A 21637-nucleotide genomic window follows, 5' to 3' on the forward strand; every position below is an offset into this window, starting at 1 on the left:
AACAATCATTGGATCACGATTGGGTCCTTAGTGATGATCCTATAAGAAAAATGAGATGAAAATCATCTCACTCTTCTTATCCTTAAAACCCGTTATTGTCACTGAGTTCTTTGAACCAGTGGCCTGATTTTTTCAAGCGACGTTCTTGTGTTTCTAAGTCAAGCTCGACCAAACCATAGCGGTTTTTATAGCTGTTGAGCCATGACCAGCAGTCGATAAAGGTCCAAATCAAGTAGCCTTTACAGTTGGCACCGTCTTCAATGGCGCGATGAAGTTCAGCCAGATGACCTTTGACAAAGTCAATACGATAATCATCCTGAATCATTCCATTTTCGCGGAATTTATCTTCACCTTCAACGCCCATCCCATTCTCTGTCAACATCCACTCGATATTGCCATAGTTTTCCTTGATGTTTTGGGCAATGTCATAAATTCCTTGCTCGTAGATTTCCCAACCACGGTGCGGATTGATCTTACGACCAGGCATGACGTAAGGTTCATAGAAATGCTCTGGCAAGAGCGGGCTGTCAGGATGCTTAGCAAAACGTGGCGCCATGACACGCAAAGGTTGGTAGTAGTTGACTCCAAGGAAATCTACTGTGTGCTTACGAATAAGTTCCAACTCCTCAGCTGTAGAATCTGGCAACAAATCATGATCAGCTAAAATTTCCACCAATTCTTCTGGATAAGTTCCCAAAACTGACGGATCTAGGAAAGATTGTGCTTGGAAGAGGTCAGCAATGCGAGCAGCTTTGACATCGGCAGGATGCTGACTACGTGGATAAGCTGGTGTCAAGTTGAGGACAATTCCAATCTTAGAATCAGGCAAAACCTCATGGCAGGCCTTCACCGCAAGAGTGCTTGCGAGCTGGGTATGATAGGCAACTTTAACGGCAGCTTTAGCATCCACCTTATGAGGATAATGGGCATCATAGAAATAGCCAAACTCTACAGGAACGATAGGCTCATTGAAGGTAATCCATTGGTCTACCAAGTCTCCATAAGTTTCAAAACAGAAACGCGCATAGTCTTCATAAGCTTTAATGGTTGCCTTATTTTCCCAACCATCTCCATCTTCTTGAAGGGCAAAAGGCAGGTCAAAGTGATAGAGATTGACTAAAAGACGAATACCCTTAGCCTTGATGGCTTCAAAAACCTGGCGATAGAAAGCCACACCCTGAGGATTGACTTCCCCACGTCCCTGTGGGAAAATACGAGACCACTGGATAGAAGTCCGAAAGGCTGTATGACCTGTTTCTAACAATAGTTCTATATCCTTTTCCCAATTTTCATAAAAGGTCGATGTTTTGTCTGGTCCAATCCCATTGTAGTAGCGATTTGGTTCTACTTGGTACCAATAATCCCAGAGATTATCTCCCTTTCCGTCACCAGGCACTCGCCCTTCTGTCTGTGGCCCAGAAGTTGAGGAACCCCAGACAAAATCCTTTGGAAATTTTAGCATAGCTCTACCTCTTTTTACGATTTTAATGTTTACTTTCTCTCATTATAAAGAAAAAACAAGGCAAAAACTAGTTACATTTTTGTCTTGTTTTTCTTCTGATTATAGATTTTATTTATTTGTTAGGATTTCAAGGGTTTCAAGCAAGTTATCTGCATGAACTTCGATTGTATCCCCTGTCGCCTTGATCTTCACTTCTACAATCCCGTCGGCTGCTTTCTTACCAACAGTGATACGGATTGGAAGACCAATCAAGTCGCTATCGCTAAATTTAACACCGACACGTTCGTTACGGTCATCCGTCAAGACTTCGTAACCTTTGTTGACCAAGGCTTCTTCGATACGATTTGTCAATGCAAGACTTGCTTCATCCTTGACATTAACTGGAATCAAATGCACATCAAATGGTGCCAATTCTTTAGGGAAGTTGATTCCCCAAGCGTAACGATATTCGCCTTTTGGAGTTTTGTTAACAAAGAGGCGAGCGTGTTGTTCCATGACTGCTGAAAGGAGACGGCTGACACCGATACCATAACATCCCATGATGATTGGGACTGCACGACCATTTTCATCCAATACATCCGCTCCCATACTTGCTGAATAACGAGTACCGAGTTTGAAAATGTGACCAATCTCGATACCTCGTGCAAAGTTGAGCACACCTTGTCCATCTGGAGAGATTTCACCCTCACGAACTTCACGGATATCGACATACTCAGCAGTGAAATCACGACCTGGGTTGACACCAGTCAAGTGGTAACCATCTTCATTAGCACCTACAACAGCATTGCGGCTATCTTGGACCTTACGATCAGCGATGATTTTAACATTTTCTGGAAGATTGACTGGGCCAAGTGAACCAAAGTCCGCTCCCAACAATTCTTTCACTTCCGCTTCGGTTGCAGGTTCTAAGAAGTCTGCACCAAGGTAGTTTTTCAATTTGACTTCATTGAGTTGGTCGTTGCCAACCAGTAAAGCTACAATTGGCTCCTCGTCTGCGATATAAACCAAGGTCTTGATTGTTTGCTCTTCAGAGACATTCAAGAAGGCTGCGACTTCATCAATCGATTTGACACCTGGTGTTTCCACGCGAGTCACTTCATCTTCAGTCACAACACGGTTGCTTGGTTTGTAGGCGTTAGTTGCCATTTCCAAGTTAGCTGCATAGCTTGACTCACTTGAGTAGGCAATGGTATCTTCACCAGAAACCATCCATTTGAGCAATTCTGCCTTGATTTCTTTCTGTACATCTACAGGAATCTCATCAAATGATGCGACAGACTTGTCTAAAACAACCCAACGGTCAAGGTCTGTACGAGCAGGTGTGATGGCCATAAATTCTTGGCTATCCTTACCACCCATAGCTCCACCGTCACCGATGATGGCTTTGAAGTCCAAGCCACTACGAGTAAAGATACGCTCGTAAGCTGCCTTGTACTCATCATAGGTTACATCCAAGCTATCGTAGTTAGCGTGGAAGCTATAACCATCTTTCATGATAAATTCACGCGTACGAAGAAGCCCATTACGTGGACGTTTTTCATCACGATACTTAGGCTGGATTTGGTACAAGTTCAAAGGCAATTGTTTGTAAGACTTGACAGAATCACGGACAATCGCTGTGAAGGTTTCTTCGTGAGTTGGACCCAAGATAAAGTCTGACTTCTCACGATTTTTCAATTTGTACAAGTCTTCACCGTAGGTTTCATAACGGCCAGATTCACGCCAAAGGTCGGCACTGAGAAGGGCAGGAGCCAACATTTCAACAGCACCCATCTTATCAAACTCTTGACGCATGATGTTCTTGGCTTTTTCGATAACACGGTTAGCAAGTGGTAGGTAAGAATAAACACCTGCTGATACTTGACGAACATAACCAGCACGCAACATAAGGGCGTGGCTGATAACTTGAGCATCGCTTGGCATTTCGCGAAGCGTTGGGATTAGCATTTTACTTTGTTTCATATTTTTCCTCTAATTCTTAAAAGAAGGTACGCATGATGTCGTTCCAAGTCACGGCGATCATCAAGACAACCATAATCACAACTCCAACTAGAGTCACATAGGTTTCAATTTCTTGTTTCAGCGGTTTACGGCGAATAGCTTCGATGATGTTGAGCACGATTTTTCCACCGTCTAGTGCCGGGATAGGAATCAAGTTGAAAATCCCGATATTGATGGAAATCATAGCCAAGAAGAACAAAACATTCTCAAGACCATTTTTAGCAGCATCACTACTTGCCTTAAAGATAGCAACAGGTCCACCCAATTTATTCAAGTCAGGCTGGAAAATCAAGCTCTTCAAGGCGTTGAGAATTCGTAAAGCCGAGTCAGCTGCAGAGGTGAATCCACCTACAAACATAGACCAGATATCTGATTTGAGTCTCGGTTGAACACCTAGAATATAGCGACCTTGGTTTTCCTCAGGGGTCACACTGACTTGTTTTTCAGTTCCATTTTCAGAGACTGTTACATCCAATACAGGTGCTGTTTTGTCTTTGGTCTCTGTCTCAACTGCCTGAATTAAATCTTGCCAGTTACTGATTTCGTGTGAACCGACTTTGGTGATTTGGGCTGTATTGTCAACACCGACCTTTGCAATAGCGCTATCAGGGATGATACTAAAGTTATTACTTTGTGTATCACGAACACCACCTTGCATGAAAATCAAAATCCAGAAGACGATAACTCCTAGGATAAAGTTATTCATGGGGCCTGCAAAGTTGGTAATCAATTTGCCCCAGACAGTCGCATTCTGGTATTGAACATCTAGCGGAGCGATACGAACTTCCGTTCCATCAGCTTCCACAATAGTTGCATCATGGTCTACGGAGAACGTTTTTTCCTCTTCTAAGACCAGACCTGTGATAAAGAGTTTATCCTCAAAGTCAAACTGGGTTACTTGCATGGGAAGAGCCGTTTGGTCGACCTTCTTACCAGAAAGATTGATGCGCTTGACCTTGCCATCTTCGGCCAAAGTCAAACTAACAGGGGTTCCTGTCTTAATCTCTGTGGTATCCTCACCCCAACCTGCCATGCGGACATATCCACCAAGCGGTAGGAGACGAATCGTGTAAGCAGTCCCGTCTTTCCCGATATGGGCAAAGATTTTTGGACCCATACCAATGGCAAATTCACGAACCAAAATTCCAGACTTCTTAGCAAAGTAGAAATGTCCGAACTCGTGGACCACCACGATAATTCCAAAAACAAGGATAAAGGTTAATAATCCTAACATTTAATATTTGTTCACCTTTCCTTAAAATAAGCCAAAGAGGTGCATAATAGGGAAAACAGCTAACATAGAGTCAAAGCGATCAAGCACTCCACCATGTCCTGGGATAAATTTCCCCGAATCCTTGACACCAAAGTGGCGTTTCATAGCACTTTCAATCAAGTCACCCAATTGACCTGCAATACTAAAGAAAATAGCAAAGAGAGTCATTTTGTAAATACCATAAGGAAGGGCAACTGTACTATCCACTAACATAAAGATAAGTGTAACAAGCATAGCTGCTACAATACCGCCGAAGGCTCCCTCAATGGATTTGTTAGGTGAGACTCTCGGAGCCAATCTTCTCTTGCCGAAATTCATTCCTACGAGATAAGCCCCACTATCTGTCGCCCATACGATACAGAGGGCCAAGAGCGCTTTATCCAAACCTGCAATTCGAGCATCGACTAAAGCGTTGAAGCCAAAACCAACATAGAAACTCATGGCAATCGGGTATACAGCGTCCTCAATGGTGTAATTCTTGCTAAAAACAGTGCAACCTAACATGATAAAAATCACAACACCATATGCGACAACATTCCCATCTACAGGTAAAAATGTCAAGTAGTTTTCTAGGGGGATTGTCAGTGCGAAAGTTGCTAACAAGGTCAGCAAGCCCTCAGGGGTCATGGTATTTAACCCTTTCATCTGAAGCAACTCATGAACCCCTAGCATGGCTAGAAGTCCCATAGCAATCTGTAACCAAAGCCCACCAATCACCAAGAGCGGGATAAAGATTGCTAAGGCCAGAGCGGCAAATATGGTTCTCTTTAATAAATCCTTTTTCATAACTTCTTCCTAAACTCCTCCAAATCGACGATTGCGGCGATTATACTCTGCAATAGCTTCTTTCAAAGCTTCCTCATCAAAGTCAGGCCACAAAACATCTGTGAAATAAAGTTCACTATAAGCTGCTTGCCAAGGCAAGAAATTGCTCAAGCGAAGCTCCCCACTCGTTCGAATGATTAAGTCCGGATCACGCAAGACCTTAGGCAAATGCCCTGTAAATAGGTATTCCCCAATCAACTCTTCTGTAATATCGCCTGGATTCACCTTGGCATCCAAAACATCCTGTGCAATCAACTTGACCGCTTGTGTAATTTCAGCTCGTCCACCGTAATTAAGGGCAAAGTTGAGAATCAATCCTGTGTTTAACTTAGTCAACTCCTCTGCCTTTTTCAAAGCTTCAAAAGTTTGTTTTGGCAAGCGATCGGTTTCCCCAATCATTTGGATCTTCATGTTCTTTTGGTGCAATTCAGGGACATACTTATCATAAAATTCAACAGGCAAGTTCATGATAAACTTGACTTCCTGGTCTGGGCGTGTCCAATTTTCAGTCGAGAAGGCATAAACAGTCATAGCCTTGACACCCATATCACTAGCAGCAATGGCTACCGTTCTCAGAGCATCCATCCCAGCCTTATGACCAAAGACACGCGGTTGCATCCGTTTTTTAGCCCAGCGACCATTGCCATCCATGATAACTCCGATATGGGCTGGCACCACTGCTGGTGATTCTGTAACTTTATCTTTTTTTAAAAATCCAAACATGATTGTATTCCTATTCAAAAATCTATCGTTTCATTATACCATATTTTTCGCTTTTCTTCTATCATATTCTCTTATTCTAAGTCGGAATTCCCTATAGAACTCCTATCTTTCTAAACTAACAAGCCTTGCATTTCACAGAGAAAGTTGGTACAATAAAACATAAAGATTTATCCTTGTTCAGTCACAGGGGTTTTTTATTGAAAGGATCTTATCATGTCAAAAAAACTACAACGTAAAAAACAATTAAGAAACAGTCTTCGTCGCTCAGGCGCACTTTCAAACGCAGTAAACAAGGTTGTCGAAGAAACAAAAAAAGTTGTGAAGCATGCTGAAAAAGCAGCAAGCGAGGCTGGAAAAGCTGTCTCTAAGCAAGTAGAAAAAGCTGTAGAAGCAACTAAAGAGCAAGCCCAAAAGGTTACAACTTCTGTTGAAGATTTCGCAGCTAACTTAGGCGGACTTCCACTTGACCGTGCTAAAACTTTCTACGATGAAGGAATCAAGTCTGCTGCTGACTTCAAAAACTGGACAGAAAAAGAACTCCTTGCTTTGAAAGGAATCGGTCCAGCTACAATCAAGAAATTAAAAGAAAACGGCATCAAGTTCAAGTAATCTTTCTTGTCCCTTGCATTTCCGTGAAAAACTTGTTAAAATAAAGCCATTAGAGGTGTTTTGAATCCCACATTTTACAGAAAGTGGCGGTGCTGAGAAGTCCACAAATGTGTCAAAACTGGTTGCTAATGGATGAAAATGAAATAAACAAAGTTGCGGGCTCTGCCCGAAATTGGGTGGTACCGCGGATAAACACATTCGTCCCTGTCAAATTAATGACAGGGGCGATTTTTTTGTAGAAAGCGAGGTAGGAAGGTGACAAGAACAGAGTTGCCAGAACGAATCGAAACAGAGCGACTGGTCCTGCGAGTCCGAACAGTGGCGGATGCAGAGGATATTCATGCATACGCCAGTTTGCCAGAAGTCTCTTACCCAGCAGGCTTTCCACCCGTCAAGACCTTGGAAGATGAAATTTATTACCTAGAACATATCCTTCCCGAGCGCAATCAAAAAGACAATCTCCCAGCAGGCTATGGAATCGTAGTCAAAGGGACCGATAAAATCATAGGCTCAGTCGATTTTCCCCGTCGCTACGAAGACGATGTACTGGAGATTGGCTATACCTTGCACCCAGACTATTGGGGACGAGGCTATGTGCCTGAAGCAGTGCGTGCCTTGATTGACCTGGCTTTTAAAGAACTGGGGCTTCACAAGGTAGAATTGTCTTGCTTTGGCTACAATATCCAAAGTCAACGAGTCGCTGAGAAACTTGGTTTTACCCTCGAAGCTCGCATAAGAGACCGCAAAGATGCTCAAGGCAACCGCTGTGATGATTTGAGATACGGCTTGCTGAAGAGTGAGTGGGAGACTCAAGGTCAACATTAAAAATAGAATTAATTAGAAAGGACAAACACATGTCTAAAGAACTTTCACCTAAATACAATCCAGCCGAGGTTGAGGCTGGTCGTTACCAAAAATGGCTTGACGAAGATGTTTTCAAGCCTTCAGGCGATAAAAAGGCTAAGCCCTACTCTATCGTGATTCCACCACCAAACGTAACTGGGAAACTCCACCTTGGTCACGCTTGGGATACTACTTTGCAAGATATCATCATCCGTCAAAAACGCATGCAAGGTTTTGATACGCTTTGGCTTCCAGGGATGGACCACGCTGGGATTGCGACTCAAGCTAAGGTTGAGGAGCGCTTGCGTGGCGAAGGTATCAGCCGTTATGACCTTGGTCGTGAAAAATTCCTTGACAAAGTCTGGGAATGGAAAGACGAATATGCCACTACCATCAAGGAACAATGGGGCAAGATGGGGCTCTCTGTAGACTACTCTCGCGAGCGTTTCACGCTTGACGAAGGTTTGTCAAAAGCGGTTCGAAAGGTCTTTGTGGACCTTTACAAGAAAGGCTGGATCTACCGTGGCGAATTTATCATCAACTGGGACCCAGCAGCTCGTACAGCCCTTTCGGATATTGAAGTTATCCACAAGGATGTCGAAGGTGCCTTCTACCACATGAACTACATGCTAGAAGATGGCTCACGCGCCCTTGAAGTGGCGACAACTCGTCCTGAGACCATGTTTGGAGACGTTGCGGTTGCGGTCAATCCAGAAGATCCACGCTACAAGGACTTGATTGGTAAAAATGTCGTTCTTCCAATCGCTAATAAATTGATTCCAATCGTTGGGGATGAACACGCAGATCCTGAGTTTGGTACTGGTGTCGTGAAAATCACGCCTGCCCACGATCCAAATGACTTTTTGGTTGGTCAACGCCATAACTTGCCACAAGTTAATGTCATGAACGACGACGGAACCATGAATGACTTGGCCTTCGAATTTGCAGGCATGGACCGTTTCGAAGCTCGTAAGGCAGTCGTTGCTAAGTTGGAAGAAATCGGTGCCCTCGTTAAAATCGAAAAACGTGTCCACAGTGTTGGTCACTCTGAACGTACAGGTGTCGTGGTTGAACCACGCTTGTCTACGCAATGGTTCGTCAAGATGGACCAATTGGCTAAGAACGCTATCGCCAACCAAGACACAGAGGACAAGGTAGAATTCTACCCACCTCGTTTCAACGATACCTTCCTCCAATGGATGGAAAATGTCCACGACTGGGTTATCTCTCGCCAGCTTTGGTGGGGTCACCAAATCTCTGCTTGGTACAATGCTGAGGGTGAAATATATGTCGGCGAAGAAGCTCCAGAAGGTGACGGTTGGACTCAGGACGAAGACGTCTTGGATACGTGGTTCAGTTCGGCTCTTTGGCCATTCTCTACCATGGGCTGGCCGGATGTCGACTCAGAAGACTTTAAACGTTATTATCCAACATCAACTTTGGTGACTGGTTATGATATTATTCCGTTCTGGGTGTCTCGGATGATTTTCCAAGGTTTGGAATTTACTGGCAAGTCGCCATTCAAAAATGCCTTGATTCATGGTCTCATTCGTGATGAGCAAGGACGCAAGATGTCGAAATCTCTCGGTAACGGGATTGATCCAATGGATGTTATTGATAAGTACGGAACAGATAGCCTTCGTTGGTTCCTTTCAAACGGTTCTGCACCAGGGCAAGACGTGCGCTTCTCTTACGAGAAAATGGATGCTTCATGGAACTTCATTAACAAGATCTGGAACATCTCTCGCTACATCCTCATGAACAATGAAGGCTTGACCCTTGAGCAAGCAACTGCCAATGTGGAAAAAGTTGTCAACAAAGAAGCTGGAAATGTCACCGACCGCTGGATTCTCCACAACCTCAATGAAACGATCGGCAAAGTCACTGAAAACTTTGACAAGTTTGAGTTTGGTGTTGCTGGACACATCCTCTACAACTTCATCTGGGATGAGTTTGCGGACTGGTACGTTGAGTTGACCAAGGAAGTCCTTTACAGCGACAACGAAGAAGAGAAAGTTATCACACGTTCTGTTCTCCTTTATACTTTGGACAAGATCCTTCGTCTCCTTCACCCAATCATGCCATTCGTAACAGAAGAAATCTTTGGACAAATCTCAGAAGGTTCTATCGTTACAGCAGCATACCCAACTGTCAACCCAGCCTTTGAAGACCTTGCGGCCCACACAGGTGTGGAAAGCCTCAAAGACTTGATCCGTGCTGTTCGGAATGCGCGTGCGGAAGTAAACGTAGCACCAAGTAAGCCTATCACGATTCTTGTTAAGACAAGCGATAGCGACTTGGAAGCCTTCTTTAACAGCAATGTCAACTACATCAAACGCTTCACAAATCCAGAACACCTGGAAATTGCATCAAACATCCCTGCACCTGAACTTGCTATGTCAAGTGTCATCACAGGAGCAGAAATTTATCTGCCACTCGCAGACCTCCTCAATGTCGAAGAAGAACTGGCTCGTCTCGACAAGGAACTGGCTAAATGGCAAAAAGAACTGGACATGGTCGGTAAGAAGCTCTCTAACGAACGCTTCGTAGCCAATGCTAAACCAGAAGTCGTCCAAAAAGAACGCGACAAACAAGCTGACTACCAAGCCAAGTACGATGCGACCGTCGCACGTATTGATGAGATGAAGAAACTCGTTACCGAGGGATAGATATTGAATAATATTAATTTATTACTTAGTTCACAGAAATCACGTAGAATATCGAATATTCTATTAACTAAAGAAAGAAAAAAATGTTTTCAGTTTAAAAATAGAACTCATGTTTTAAATGATACAACTATAAAAAATATTATTGATTTTTTAAATTCGGTAAAGAACAAACCTATAAAACTACCTGTGTTACTTGATATTGGGAAAGTTACCGTTGCAGATAAGTTAAGTTACATAGTTTTAGAGTGTTTGGTGTATGAAATGTTGATGTTGGGATATTCAATAACAGTAAAGCTCATTCCTGATTCTACAATTGATACAAAAGGAATTAAAAATTCACCACTTATGTTTCTAAATGAACTTTCTATAAATTTCTCTACAGACAAACAAGATAGAGAAGCTAAGTTTAAAAAACATTTTAACTATATTAGTAGAAACACTGTTAAATATAGGAGATTAATTTCCCCTGAGTCGAACTCTTACCTTTCAAAACTTACGAGTGACTTGATTTTATTTCTTAGGAATCAATTTGAGTTTAGTGATAACTATAGACGGATTGAATATGACGATGTCATGGTTATAAAACTTGCTAATACTATTGGAGAATTGGTAGGTAATGCTATTGAACATGGTGATGGGGATTGTCTATTAGACATTGATATCACTCATAATTTCACACATTCAAAGAAGCTAGGAAGGACGTTTGGAGCTGTAAATATTGCCGTACTTAATTTTTCAGGCACAAACTTTGGTGATAAGGTTAAGAATAAAATTTTAAATACAGAATTATCTAAAAGTGAAAGGTATCAAAAAATTAAAGTTGCATATGATACCCACCAATCTTATTTCAATGATAATTATAACGAAGAACACTTTTGGAATTTAGCTTCTATTCAAGATAAGATTTCAGGTAGACCAGATAATTATAATAACGGTGGAAAAGGCATGACTGATTTGATTAAATCAATTCAAAATTTCACCCATGAAGATTATTGTTACATGATGAGTGGCAAAGAAATACTTAAATTCAAGAAAGAGTTACTTAAGCAAGATTCTGAAGGTTTTATAGGATTTAATAAGAATTCTTTTTTACACTCTATTCCAGAAATAACTTCTCTAGGAATAAGTAAAGTGTACTTACCGGGAGTTGCATATAATTTAAATTTTATTTTAGAGGAGATGAATACATGAAACATATTAAACTAAACATTAAAGATAAATCTTTGATTAGCTTATCTGGAAGACCATTTGGAATTGAAATATATAATACACAAATAGCAAATAAAATTGAAGGCGAAAAGGAAGTCGTTTTAGAATTTCCTGCACAAATTATGTCTTTTGCTTCCTCTTTTCCACAAGGATTATTAGCAAGCGAAATAGAGAAGCTAGGATTGGAAAACGTGAAAAAGAAATTCAAAATATATTCTGAATTTGAAGGATTGGAAAAAGATTTTTGGGAGAGTTTTGATTAATGACAAATACGTCCAATGTTCCCGGTCAAGGCGTAGCGCTAAGTGACTGGCTTTCAATAGTTGCGATTGTTGTTTCTTGTATAGCTATAATAGTTACATTTTATTTAGAAAACCGAAGATTAAAGAGAGAATCTGATTCAAAGTTTTTTCAAGATATATATTTTTCTTATATGAAATTAATTATTCCAAAAGCAGAAGCCAAATTGAGATTTGACCATGAATCAAACAGAATAGATGGAATTAGTAATATACTTTCAGTTTTGAAAAATCTTAGAAAAAAATCATCACCATATAGATTTTTAGATATAGAATTTTACAACCAATTCACAAAGTTTATAGAAAATTCAGAGGAGTTTTATTCTAATAAACAAAATACTGTGACTGATTATCAAAAATTTGAATCATTTCAAGTAGAATCAAGACAAAAAATAACAGAACTTTATGATATCTTAAATAAAAAATTTCAAAATAAGAATAAATTGCTCAAGTTTATTTTCAGAGAATAACTAATTTCTAGAAAGCAGGTAACTACATGACAAATTCTGTAAGTTCGAACCGACCTGAGAAGTACAACATAGCAGCTTTCTTCTCAGGTGTTGGGGGAATTGAGTTGGGATTTGAACAGACCAACGAGTTCAGAGTGGTGTATGCCAATGAATTTGATAAGTATGCGCGTCAGACTTATCAGTTAAACCATCCAGATACCTATTTGGATGGTCGTGATATTCACGATGTTCAACCAAAGGATATTCCAGCTGAGCGCGTGGATGTGATTATGGGAGGTTTCCCTTGTCAGGCCTTTAGTATTGCGGGTTATCGCAAGGGTTTTGATGATGATCGTGGCGATCTTTTCTTCGAGTTGCTTCGTATGATTGAGGGATGCAAACCTCGCGCTATTTTTATCGAAAATGTCAAGAACATGGTCGGTCATGACCACGGAAATACCTTCAAGGTTATTCGTGAAGCCTTGACCGAGAACAACTACTTTATCAAGTGGAAGGTCCTCAACGGGAAAGACTATGGAAATATCCCACAAAACCGTGAGCGGATCTACATTGTTGGTTTTGATACCAAGGAAGCTTATGACTTGTTTGAATTTCCAGAGGAAATCAAGCTGACTACGACTCTTCAGGATGTGATTAACTTCGGTGATAAGCTAGACGAGGTCTACTACTACCGTGAAGGTAAGCAGAATTTCTACGACCAGTTGAAGTTTGAAGTGACCAGTCAAGATACAGTTTACCAATGGCGACGTCAATATGTCCGTGAAAATAAAAACGGCGTCGTACCTACCCTAACAGCAAATATGGGAACAGGTGGACATAACGTTCCATTGATTTTGACGGACAGTGGCGAGATTCGGAAGTTGACTCCCAAAGAAACCTTTAACGTTCAAGGCTATCCTAAATCCTTTAAAATCCCAGAAAAGGTTTCTAACGGTCAGCTCTACAAACAAGCTGGAAATAGCGTAGTTGTTCCTGTGATTAAACGCATCGCAGAGAATGTTGCCAAGGCTTTGAATGAAAGTCAAGGACAGTCTCAACTTGACCGTTCAGGAAAATTTGCCATTATCTACACCAAGATGAATGGCCAGTTTGAAGGCGAGTCGTATGTGAAAGACTTTGCGGATAGCTATGACCAAGCTCTTGAAAAAATCAAGGCTTATGATGATGGTTTAGCTCTTCTATCAGATGAAGAGTATTTGAGACTTGTCAAAAAACAAGGTAAACTCGAATTTTACAGTATTAATTAACGAATATATAAGAGGATTAGTGAAAAACTAATCTTCTTTTGATATACTGAAAATAGAAAAGAGGGTGCATATGTGGGAACATCTAAAGTCTGAACAAAAAGAAAAATACAAAACCTTAATTACCAACTTCGCTAGTTTGAGTCAAGCTTTCTCTCAAAAGGCAGAATCCGAAGACGAGAGACAAACAGAACAGTATGTTGCTCCGATCGTTAACTCCAAATTTCAGGAGACTGTTTTCCAGAAGGCTTTTAATGCCGTAGGGGAAGATATCGCCAATACTTCCTATGATGCTTCCGTCATTGTGGATGAAAATCATAAATACTTAGTGGGTATCAAGTCTTTTGGGATTAATTCTGGAGACCAAAAAATTGCCCAGTTCAAGAAAGATTCTCAATCTTGGACAGACTTGTTGGGTGATATTAAGTTCCATGCCGATATTTCAGCTGATAAAGAAGCTGCAGACAAGGAAAACTATCAGCGCTATGAAGAGTTGGCACGAAAGATTGCGATCTTAAGAAATCAGAGAATCGAATCCTCTAAGGCACAAATCAAGGGTTTTAGCTCGGATTCGGTCAATGTTGAAGCTGTTTACCACGTTCTAATGCCGACACCAAAGGGAGAAAATCCTAAGATTTTTGTTGGTGAAACGACTTATTTACCAGTCGATATTGACAATCTGGTCATTGAAGGATCAACTACCAAAAACAATCCTACTAATTTTCGATTTACGGATGGGCAACATCATTACAAGTACACAGCAGCTGACAGCCAGCTCCACATGACTTTTAATAATAAAGACATTGTGGTAGATACTTGGGATGTCCATTACATTGAAGATCCCTTTTCTCTCTTTGAAAACCTTCATTTACTGACAGCTGAAAAGGAACAATCCGATATCTTAGAAACAGTATCTTGGGTGATTACAGACAAACATGGAAATGTGGAAGAAAACTCTGGTTTCAATGCTTTTAATGGTGGTTCAAAACTAGCCAAAAAAGATCGTCTGCCACGGATTCTAAAGATTCAGGAAAAATTCAAAGACAGTCTGGCTCCAGAAGAACTAGCTTTTGTGACTTTTTCTTTAGAAGAAATCCTCTTGAAAAAGTGGACCAGCAAGGATGAAAAAGCTCAGATGAAGGCGATTCGTGAGGATTTGATTCACTTTGTCCACGAGACTGGCAATGAAAAGCTCATTAAAGAAATCGAACAACTCGTCTATCGTCCAGTTAGTGAGGTTTACATTCCTCTGCCTGACTCCAAAAATTTCCACGATGAAAGGCCTGACTTCTTCGGACCAGGATTTGGAACCTTTGAACCTGGCTCTAAAAAACTAGCTCTGTCTAAAGAAGAAAGAACCTTTAAACTAAGATTTTTACCTTCTGGTGATGTCATCAATGCATATATCAACCAAGAAGCTGGTAAGGCGATTCAGTCAACTGATAAGCAAGAAATTCTTGGAAATTGGATCTTGCGTGGTGTTTTTCAGTTGAAGGAACGAGAAGTATTGACAGGACAACGACTCAATGAACTAGAAATCAACGGTATTCGATTGACCAAGTTTAAAAATGGCGAAATCGGTATTGAATTCATCTGGATTGATACTGAAAATCCACCAAGCGATGCCATCGGCTGGGTAGCAAAACAAACCTGAACAACACAAAAAAATCTCTTAGATTCATTTCTAAGAGATTTTTTCTTTCTCCACCTCACAACCAGCCTTCTTCTTCGGCAGTTTTAGCTGCTTCGGTTCGGTTGCTGGCGCCTAGTTTGGAGAGGATATTGGTCATGTAATTACGGACGGTGCCGTTTGATAGGTAGAGCTTATCCGCAATTTCTTGGTTGGACAGCCCCTGTGCAACTCCATGCAAAACAGCAACTTCTTGCTCGGTCAAGGGATTGGGATGGGTCATCATGACTTCCATCAGCTCTGGAGAATATTCCTTTCGTCCCTCTAACACCGTATGCAGGGTTTGCATGAGTTCGGCGATGCTTCGCTCTTTCAAGACATAGGCGTCGACTCCTGCTTTGACCGCTCGTTCAAAATAACCTGGACGTTTAAAGGTCGTAACGATAACCACCTTGGTTTCAGGCACTTCTTGTTTGATCCACTCAAGTGCTTCTAGTCCTGTCTTGACTGGCATTTCGACGTCAAGGATGGCAATGTCTACGGCTTCTTTCCTCAAAATCTCAATAGCTTCAGCTCCATTTTTCGCCTGCAAGACGGTCTCCACATCTGGTTGAAAGCTTAAGAGCTGGCACATGGCATCTCTCAGCATACTTTGATCTTCTGCGACTAATACTCTCATCTACTTTCTCTCCTTATAAGGCAGATGCACGCGCACCTCTGTGGGATCTTTCAAACTGACCAGCTCTACTTGACCTGAGAAGGCTGCTGCACGGTCACGGACTGTATGGAGTTCATTTCCTTTTACAGTTGCAAATCCTTTCCCGTCATCTCTAACTGTCAGAACCAATTCCTGATCTGTACGTTCCAGTTTTAGATAGGCTTTTTTAGCTCTGGCATGCTTGATGATATTGGTCGCCAGTTCTAACAAAATCATAGCAGCTGTCGACTCCACATCTTGGGTCAAACTAGCCTTGTCCAACTGATTGTCAACCTGAACTTCAATCCCAGCAATCTCTAGCATCTTTTTGACAGTCTCAAGCTCTGAAGCTAGGGTCCGTGATTTCAGATTTTCCACAATGGTTCGCACTTCATTCATGGAATCCTTGCTGATCTGGTGAATTTCTTTTAATTCCTTTTCCACCTGTGGATAAGCCTCCATCTGAAACAACTGCAAGGCCAAATCTGTCTTGACACTCAGCATAGCAAAAGTATGTCCCAGACTATCATGCAAATCCTGACCGATACGACTACGTTCATTTTCAGCAAGCAATAGGTTTATCTGGGCATTTTGCTTAGCCTGAGCTTCTTTTAAATCCTCCACAATACGAATCCGAACCAAGCCAAAAGTCATTAAATCGATAAAAGTGAGAATTCCAAGTAGATAGACTAGAAACTCAACTTCAACTTCCTGAAAAATCAAAAGTTGCCCCACAACAAGGACTTGAGCAAGGAGAAAAGTTCGGACATGTAAAGAATTAAAACTACGTACGCCGAAATGATAAATTAAGAGATTGGCAAGGAAAAAGAAGAACCAGATATAATTTACACCAACAAAGGCAGTATAGCCAGCTACATAGGCTAGCATGATAACCCAACAGAGCCAGGATAAACGCTGACTCTTGGTGGTTAAAACACCTAAGTAAGCCAAGACAAATAGAATATCAATCAACAAATGCCAGCTAGGAAGCTCCCCAGTCACTACAGGAACGATGGGAAAAACCATAAAAATCAAACTGGCCCAATACATATAATCTATGCTTTTCAGTCTTACAAGCATTAAGCATTCTCCTTATGACCTTGAAGGTAAATGGTCAAACCAAACAAAACTGTTGAAAAAACAAGTAGATAAACTGTGGCTGATAAATTGATACCACCCTCGTTTAAGAAGGTCTTGAGCAACTCCATCAACTGATAAGTTGGTAGGCACTTTCCGATTGCTTGCATCCAGTCTGGAAATAAAGAGATGGGCATCCAGAGTCCGCCTAAAACAGCCAAGCCTAGATAGAGAAGATTGCCCACGACTGACATCAACTGACTAGAAGGCAAGAGTGTCAAGGTCAATCCAAGTGCTACAAAGGCAACACTTCCTACTATCAGCAAGAACGCAGCCCCAATCCAGTTTCCTAGAGGCATATCCACACCTCTGACCAAGTGCCCAACTGAGAAAACAACCAGGATTGAAACTAAATAATCAACCATCATACTTGTTATCTTTGATAGATAATATTCTACCATATTTACCGGGGTATGGCGTAATGTTTTCTGCCAGTTGTTGATTTTATCTGTATGTAAGACAGCTGGGAATGAAAACATAGCTGTCGACATCATAGAAAAAGCTGTCATGGAGATGAGGTAGTCGCGCATAAAGTTATCTGGTCCACCGGGTGTGTCCTGGTACATGCCTGAAAAGAATAAATAGAAGGCCGTCGGCATCCCTACGGATAATAGATAATAGACTAATTGTCGTTTGGTCAATAGAAATTCTATCTTGTTTAGTGCGATCCATCGTTTCATCTTAGTCATCTCCCTTTTGTGTTTCTTCAAAGATTGTATCCAACAAGCTACGATTATTGACTTCAATTTCTTGAATCCTACATCCTGCTTGCACTAACAATTGCCAAAAAGCATCCGCTTCACGTGTGACTACTTGTAGAGCATCTTGTTTTTGTGACCAGTTTTCAACCAAGTTAGACTGCTCAATGACTTCCTTGTAAGCCAGAGGTAGTATAAAGTGCTTTTCAATCTCCTCACTACGCATAGCTAGAGGTGTTGTATCGCGAATCAACTCTCCCTTATTCAAGACCAAGATTCGGTCCGCTGTATGCTCTACCTCTTCGATATAATGGGATGAATAGAGAATGGTGACTCCTTGGGATTTTAGGTCCTGGACAATTTCCCAAAAACGTTGACGGGTTGAAGTATCCATGGCAGCAGTTGGTTCATCTAAAAAGACAAGCTTTGGTCGCCCAATCAAGGTCAAGACAAAAGAGAAGAGACGCTTTTGCCCACCTGACAATTTTTCTGCCAATTGTTCTTTTTGTTGCTTGTCAAACTGCAATAGTTGATCGATTTCCTGGTTGCTCAAAGGATTTGGGTAAATGCTTTGAAAGAAAGCAATCAACTCTTTGACCTTTAATTTCTGAACGATGACATTTTCTTGAGGGAGGTAGCCTCTAATATAGTCTAACTGAGAACTCGTCACTGGCAAGCCTTGGATAGACACTTGACCGCTTGTGACTAGCTTATCTCCAAGCAAACAGTCCAAGAGTGTGGTCTTTCCAGCACCATTGGGCCCAATCAAGGCGACGCATTCACCTTCAGCTACCTCAAAGGAAATATCCTTCAAAATAGCCTTGCCCTTGATGTTTTTATTTAGGCTTTCTACCTTAATCATGTTCATGATATTCTCCTTTCAGCCACTCCTTTCCCATCGGAAAGGCGATAAAAATCATAAATCCTAGTCCCCAGGCACCTCGGATGAATTGGTGAAGGAAGGCTTGGTCAAACCAACCTGTAAACATTTCTACCAACCATACCACTAGTGATAGTCCAATAAAAAGATAGAGAATCGCTTTTTTCATTTTTCAAACTCCTTTTTCACATCTGAGACCAATTTCAAACCTTCTCGGATCAACCAAGACATCATGCCAAATCCTGCAAATAACTCCCAAGGAAAATGATAGAAACCTTCATCCAATCCTGAGAACATGAGATAAGTCATGACTCCTGCTGCTACTAAACTCATTGCGACAATTACTTTATGTTTCATTTTTTTCTTCCTCCATTTGATACATCTATTATAATTCTTTGAAGCATGTGTCACTAGAAGCTTCTGTCATGGAGAGATATGACAAATGTCACAAAAAAAGAAAGTTGAGAAATCAACTTTCTTTTTTTCTATTATTTAATCTTTATTCCACACTGAAGAGATATGGATAAACCGGTTGTTGACCTTGGTGAATTTCTACTTCGACATCTTCGAATTCTTCTGCGATTTCTTGAGCAATTTCATTTGCCAATTCTTCGCTTCCGTCTTCTCCAACATAGAAGGTTACGATTTCACTGTCTTCATCCAACATGTGTTTCAAGGTTTCAGTCAAGGTTTGGTGCATATCAGGATTTGATACGAGAATCTTACCATCCACCATACCAAGATTGTCATTTTCATGAATTTCTAGACCATCGATAGTCGTGTCACGAACGGCTGTTGTTACACTACCGCTGACAACGTCCCCAAGAGCCACAGTCATGCGTTCTTGGTTTTCTTCGATAGACTTGCTTGGGTCAAATGCTAGAAGGCTAGTCAATCCTTGAGGAATTGTACGAGCTTCTACTACAACAGCTGGTTGTTCCAATACTTCAGCTGCAGATTGAGCTGCCATGAAGATATTTTTGTTGTTTGGCAAGAAGATAATGTTACGAGCATTAACTTTCTCAACAGCCTTAACAAAGTCTTCTGTCGAAGGGTTCATGGTTTGTCCACCCTCGATGACATAGTCCACACCTTGAGCACGGAAGATGTCTGCCAATCCTTGTCCAGCTACTACTGCGATAAGAGCATATTCTTTTTCTTCAGTTGGCTTGCTGACTTGAGCTTCTTTTTCCACTTGCGCTTCGTGTTGGTTACGCATGTTATCGACTTTAACCTTGACCAAGCTACCATATTTGAGACCTTCTTGCATAACAAGTCCTGGATCTTCTGTATGGACGTGAACTTTAACGATTTCGTCATCATTAACAACAAGTAGAGAATCCCCAAGTTCATTCAAGTAGTTACGGAATTCTTCGTAGTCAAAGTCTTTAGCATAAGTTGGACCTTGTTTGAGGGCAACCATGATTTCAGTACAGTAACCAAAGGTAATGTCTTCTGTTGCCACATGTCCAGCTACAGATTTGTGGTGTTCTGCATTAATCATCTCACCCATGTTGGCTGGAGTGGCAACAAAGTCTTCAGACGCACTGTATTCACCAGTAAGAGCTGAAAGGAATCCTTCATAGATGAAGACCAAACCTTGACCACCTGAGTCCACAACTCCAACTTCCTTCAATACTGGAAGCATTTCTGGAGTTTTAGCAAGGGCTGCTTTAGCTCCTTCCAAGGCAGCACGCATCACTTCAACTGCGTCATCTGTTTGTTCTGCTTTTTTCTTAGCACCGATGGCAGCTCCACGTGATACAGTCAAGATAGTTCCTTCAACTGGCTTCATAACAGCCTTGTAGGCAACCTCAACACCTGATTGGAAGGCAAGGGCTAGGTCTTTCCCTGTTAACTCTTCTTTTGTCTTGATAGCTTGTGAAAATCCGCGGAAAAGCTGAGAAGTGATAACTCCTGAGTTTCCACGCGCACCCATCAAAAGACCTTTAGCCAAGATACTTGCAGCCTCACCTACAGTTGAAGCTGGTTTGTCTGCTACTTCTTTAGCACCATTTTCGATCGTCATTCCCATGTTTGTCCCTGTATCTCCGTCTGGAACTGGGAAGACGTTCAATGAATTGACATATTCGGCTTGCTTGTTCAAACGAGTTGAAGCAGCCTGTACCATTTCTTGAAATAAGCTTGTAGTAATATTTGACACGATTATTCTCCTACAACTTTGATATTTTGAATGTAGACATTCACAGTTTGAGCAGTGATTCCAAGTTGGTTCTCTAGGCTAAAGCGAACACGTTCTTGGATGTTTTTTGAAACTTCACTGATTTTTGTACCGTAGCTCAATACAGTATATACATCAACTGTAATACTACCGTCTTCAGCTGCTTTAACGACTACACCTTTTGAATAATTTTCCTTACCAAGAAGGGCTTGGAAATTATCTTTGAGGGCATTTTTACTAGCCATACCGACTACACCAAAAATTTCAGTTGCTGCACCACCTACGACAGTAGCGATCACATCATCTGTCAGTTCGACTTGACCATCTTTTGTATTAATTTTTACAGTCATTTTTTTTACCTCAAATAGTTGATACTCTATTTTATCATATTTCAGCCCAACTGTAAAAGCAGAATGCTGTATCATCGGATATTTGCTTGATTTTTCAAATGATTTCAGCTGTCGAGCAAAACAAAAAAGACCCTGTAGGTCTTTTCATGTTTATTAAACGCGTTCTACTTTTCCTGATTTCAAAGCACGAGCTGAAGCCCAAACTTTTTTAGGTTTACCATCGATAAGAACAGTAACTTTTTGAAGGTTTGGTTTTACGGCACGTTTAGTTTGGTTCATCGCGTGTGAACGGTTGTTTCCTGATACAGTCTTACGACCTGTAAAGTAACATACTTTAGCCATTGTGTTTTCCTCCTATTAGATCTAATATAGCGGATGTGCTAGCACCACATACCGTACTATGTTATCACACTTTCTTATTTTTGGCAAGGGAATT

Annotated in this window: 22 protein-coding genes; 8 read left to right on the forward strand and 14 right to left on the reverse strand. The window is 41.2% G+C overall.

The genetic code is table 11. The annotated features are described in order from the left end of the window. Positions 1–82: 82 nt before the first annotated feature. The 5 genes from KBU52_RS07110 to KBU52_RS07130 all read right to left on the reverse strand — a co-directional run bounded on the left by KBU52_RS07110 (position 83) and on the right by KBU52_RS07130 (position 6284). Positions 83–1462, reverse strand: a complete 1380-nt coding sequence (locus KBU52_RS07110; RefSeq protein WP_254724710.1) for a glycoside hydrolase family 1 protein — start codon at positions 1460–1462, stop codon at positions 83–85. Positions 1463–1570: 108 nt separating this feature from the next. Further along, on the reverse strand, positions 1571–3424 hold the full coding sequence (locus KBU52_RS07115; RefSeq protein WP_254724709.1) for a proline--tRNA ligase: 1854 nt from the start codon (positions 3422–3424) through the stop codon (positions 1571–1573). A 16-nt stretch (positions 3425–3440) separates the two neighbouring features. Further along, on the reverse strand, positions 3441–4697 hold the full coding sequence (gene rseP, locus KBU52_RS07120) for an RIP metalloprotease RseP (RefSeq protein ID WP_254724708.1): 1257 nt from the start codon (positions 4695–4697) through the stop codon (positions 3441–3443). A 21-nt stretch (positions 4698–4718) separates the two neighbouring features. Beyond that, the gene (locus KBU52_RS07125; protein ID WP_254724707.1) at positions 4719–5522 is read right to left on the reverse strand and encodes a phosphatidate cytidylyltransferase; all 804 of its coding nucleotides are present in this window, start codon (positions 5520–5522) and stop codon (positions 4719–4721) included. Between the two features lie 9 nt (positions 5523–5531). Beyond that, entirely contained in the window at positions 5532–6284 is a 753-nt protein-coding gene (locus KBU52_RS07130) for an isoprenyl transferase (RefSeq protein WP_254724706.1), read from the reverse strand. A gap of 213 nt (positions 6285–6497) precedes the next feature. Between KBU52_RS07130 and KBU52_RS07135 the strand changes: the two genes are divergently transcribed. From KBU52_RS07135 to KBU52_RS07170, 8 genes are all read left to right on the forward strand, one after another. Beyond that, positions 6498–6893, forward strand: coding sequence for a helix-hairpin-helix domain-containing protein (locus KBU52_RS07135; RefSeq protein ID WP_006149254.1), 396 nt, complete (start codon positions 6498–6500; stop codon positions 6891–6893). Between the two features lie 255 nt (positions 6894–7148). Further along, complete coding sequence (locus KBU52_RS07140; protein WP_254724705.1) at positions 7149–7718, forward strand: GNAT family N-acetyltransferase; 570 nt, start codon at positions 7149–7151, stop codon at positions 7716–7718. Between the two features lie 29 nt (positions 7719–7747). Beyond that, the gene (locus KBU52_RS07145; protein WP_254724704.1) at positions 7748–10405 is read left to right on the forward strand and encodes a valine--tRNA ligase; all 2658 of its coding nucleotides are present in this window, start codon (positions 7748–7750) and stop codon (positions 10403–10405) included. A 3-nt stretch (positions 10406–10408) separates the two neighbouring features. Continuing rightward, positions 10409–11596, forward strand: coding sequence for a hypothetical protein (locus KBU52_RS07150; protein ID WP_254724703.1), 1188 nt, complete (start codon positions 10409–10411; stop codon positions 11594–11596). Next, positions 11593–11877 (forward strand): hypothetical protein, encoded by a 285-nt coding sequence (locus KBU52_RS07155; protein ID WP_254724702.1) that lies wholly within the window; start codon positions 11593–11595, stop codon positions 11875–11877. Before KBU52_RS07150 ends, KBU52_RS07155 begins: the two co-directional genes overlap by 4 nt. Continuing rightward, the gene (locus KBU52_RS07160) at positions 11877–12383 is read left to right on the forward strand and encodes a hypothetical protein (protein ID WP_254724701.1); all 507 of its coding nucleotides are present in this window, start codon (positions 11877–11879) and stop codon (positions 12381–12383) included. Before KBU52_RS07155 ends, KBU52_RS07160 begins: the two co-directional genes overlap by 1 nt. A 26-nt stretch (positions 12384–12409) precedes the next feature. Further along, positions 12410–13630, forward strand: a complete 1221-nt coding sequence (locus tag KBU52_RS07165) for a DNA cytosine methyltransferase (RefSeq protein ID WP_254724700.1) — start codon at positions 12410–12412, stop codon at positions 13628–13630. A 70-nt stretch (positions 13631–13700) separates the two neighbouring features. Beyond that, the gene (locus tag KBU52_RS07170; RefSeq protein WP_254724699.1) at positions 13701–15281 is read left to right on the forward strand and encodes a hypothetical protein; all 1581 of its coding nucleotides are present in this window, start codon (positions 13701–13703) and stop codon (positions 15279–15281) included. 55 nt (positions 15282–15336) lie between these two features. Here KBU52_RS07170 and KBU52_RS07175 read toward each other — a convergent pair whose 3' ends face one another. From KBU52_RS07175 to rpmB, 9 genes are all read right to left on the reverse strand, one after another. Then, positions 15337–15936, reverse strand: a complete 600-nt coding sequence (locus KBU52_RS07175; RefSeq protein ID WP_254724698.1) for a response regulator transcription factor — start codon at positions 15934–15936, stop codon at positions 15337–15339. Next, positions 15937–17034, reverse strand: a complete 1098-nt coding sequence (locus tag KBU52_RS07180; protein WP_254724697.1) for a sensor histidine kinase — start codon at positions 17032–17034, stop codon at positions 15937–15939. Beyond that, entirely contained in the window at positions 17034–17771 is a 738-nt protein-coding gene (locus KBU52_RS07185) for an ABC transporter permease (RefSeq protein ID WP_254724696.1), read from the reverse strand. The genes KBU52_RS07180 and KBU52_RS07185 overlap by 1 nt, the downstream gene beginning before the upstream one ends. 1 nt (position 17772) lies before the next feature. Next, on the reverse strand, positions 17773–18657 hold the full coding sequence (locus KBU52_RS07190; RefSeq protein ID WP_254724695.1) for an ABC transporter ATP-binding protein: 885 nt from the start codon (positions 18655–18657) through the stop codon (positions 17773–17775). Further along, positions 18644–18838 (reverse strand): hypothetical protein, encoded by a 195-nt coding sequence (locus tag KBU52_RS07195; RefSeq protein ID WP_006146175.1) that lies wholly within the window; start codon positions 18836–18838, stop codon positions 18644–18646. The genes KBU52_RS07190 and KBU52_RS07195 overlap by 14 nt, the downstream gene beginning before the upstream one ends. Continuing rightward, positions 18835–19026 (reverse strand): hypothetical protein, encoded by a 192-nt coding sequence (locus KBU52_RS07200; protein WP_000681201.1) that lies wholly within the window; start codon positions 19024–19026, stop codon positions 18835–18837. The genes KBU52_RS07195 and KBU52_RS07200 overlap by 4 nt, the downstream gene beginning before the upstream one ends. 142 nt (positions 19027–19168) lie before the next feature. Further along, complete coding sequence (locus tag KBU52_RS07205; protein ID WP_254724694.1) at positions 19169–20833, reverse strand: DAK2 domain-containing protein; 1665 nt, start codon at positions 20831–20833, stop codon at positions 19169–19171. Positions 20834–20835: 2 nt separating this feature from the next. Further along, positions 20836–21201 (reverse strand): Asp23/Gls24 family envelope stress response protein, encoded by a 366-nt coding sequence (locus KBU52_RS07210; protein ID WP_254724693.1) that lies wholly within the window; start codon positions 21199–21201, stop codon positions 20836–20838. A 153-nt stretch (positions 21202–21354) separates the two neighbouring features. Then, positions 21355–21543, reverse strand: a complete 189-nt coding sequence (gene rpmB / locus KBU52_RS07215; RefSeq protein WP_001140948.1) for a 50S ribosomal protein L28 — start codon at positions 21541–21543, stop codon at positions 21355–21357. Positions 21544–21637: the final 94 nt, after the last annotated feature.

Source organism: Streptococcus sp. 9.1(2021), from assembly GCF_030466425.1.
In the GTDB taxonomy this organism is placed as follows: domain Bacteria; phylum Bacillota; class Bacilli; order Lactobacillales; family Streptococcaceae; genus Streptococcus; species Streptococcus wuxiensis.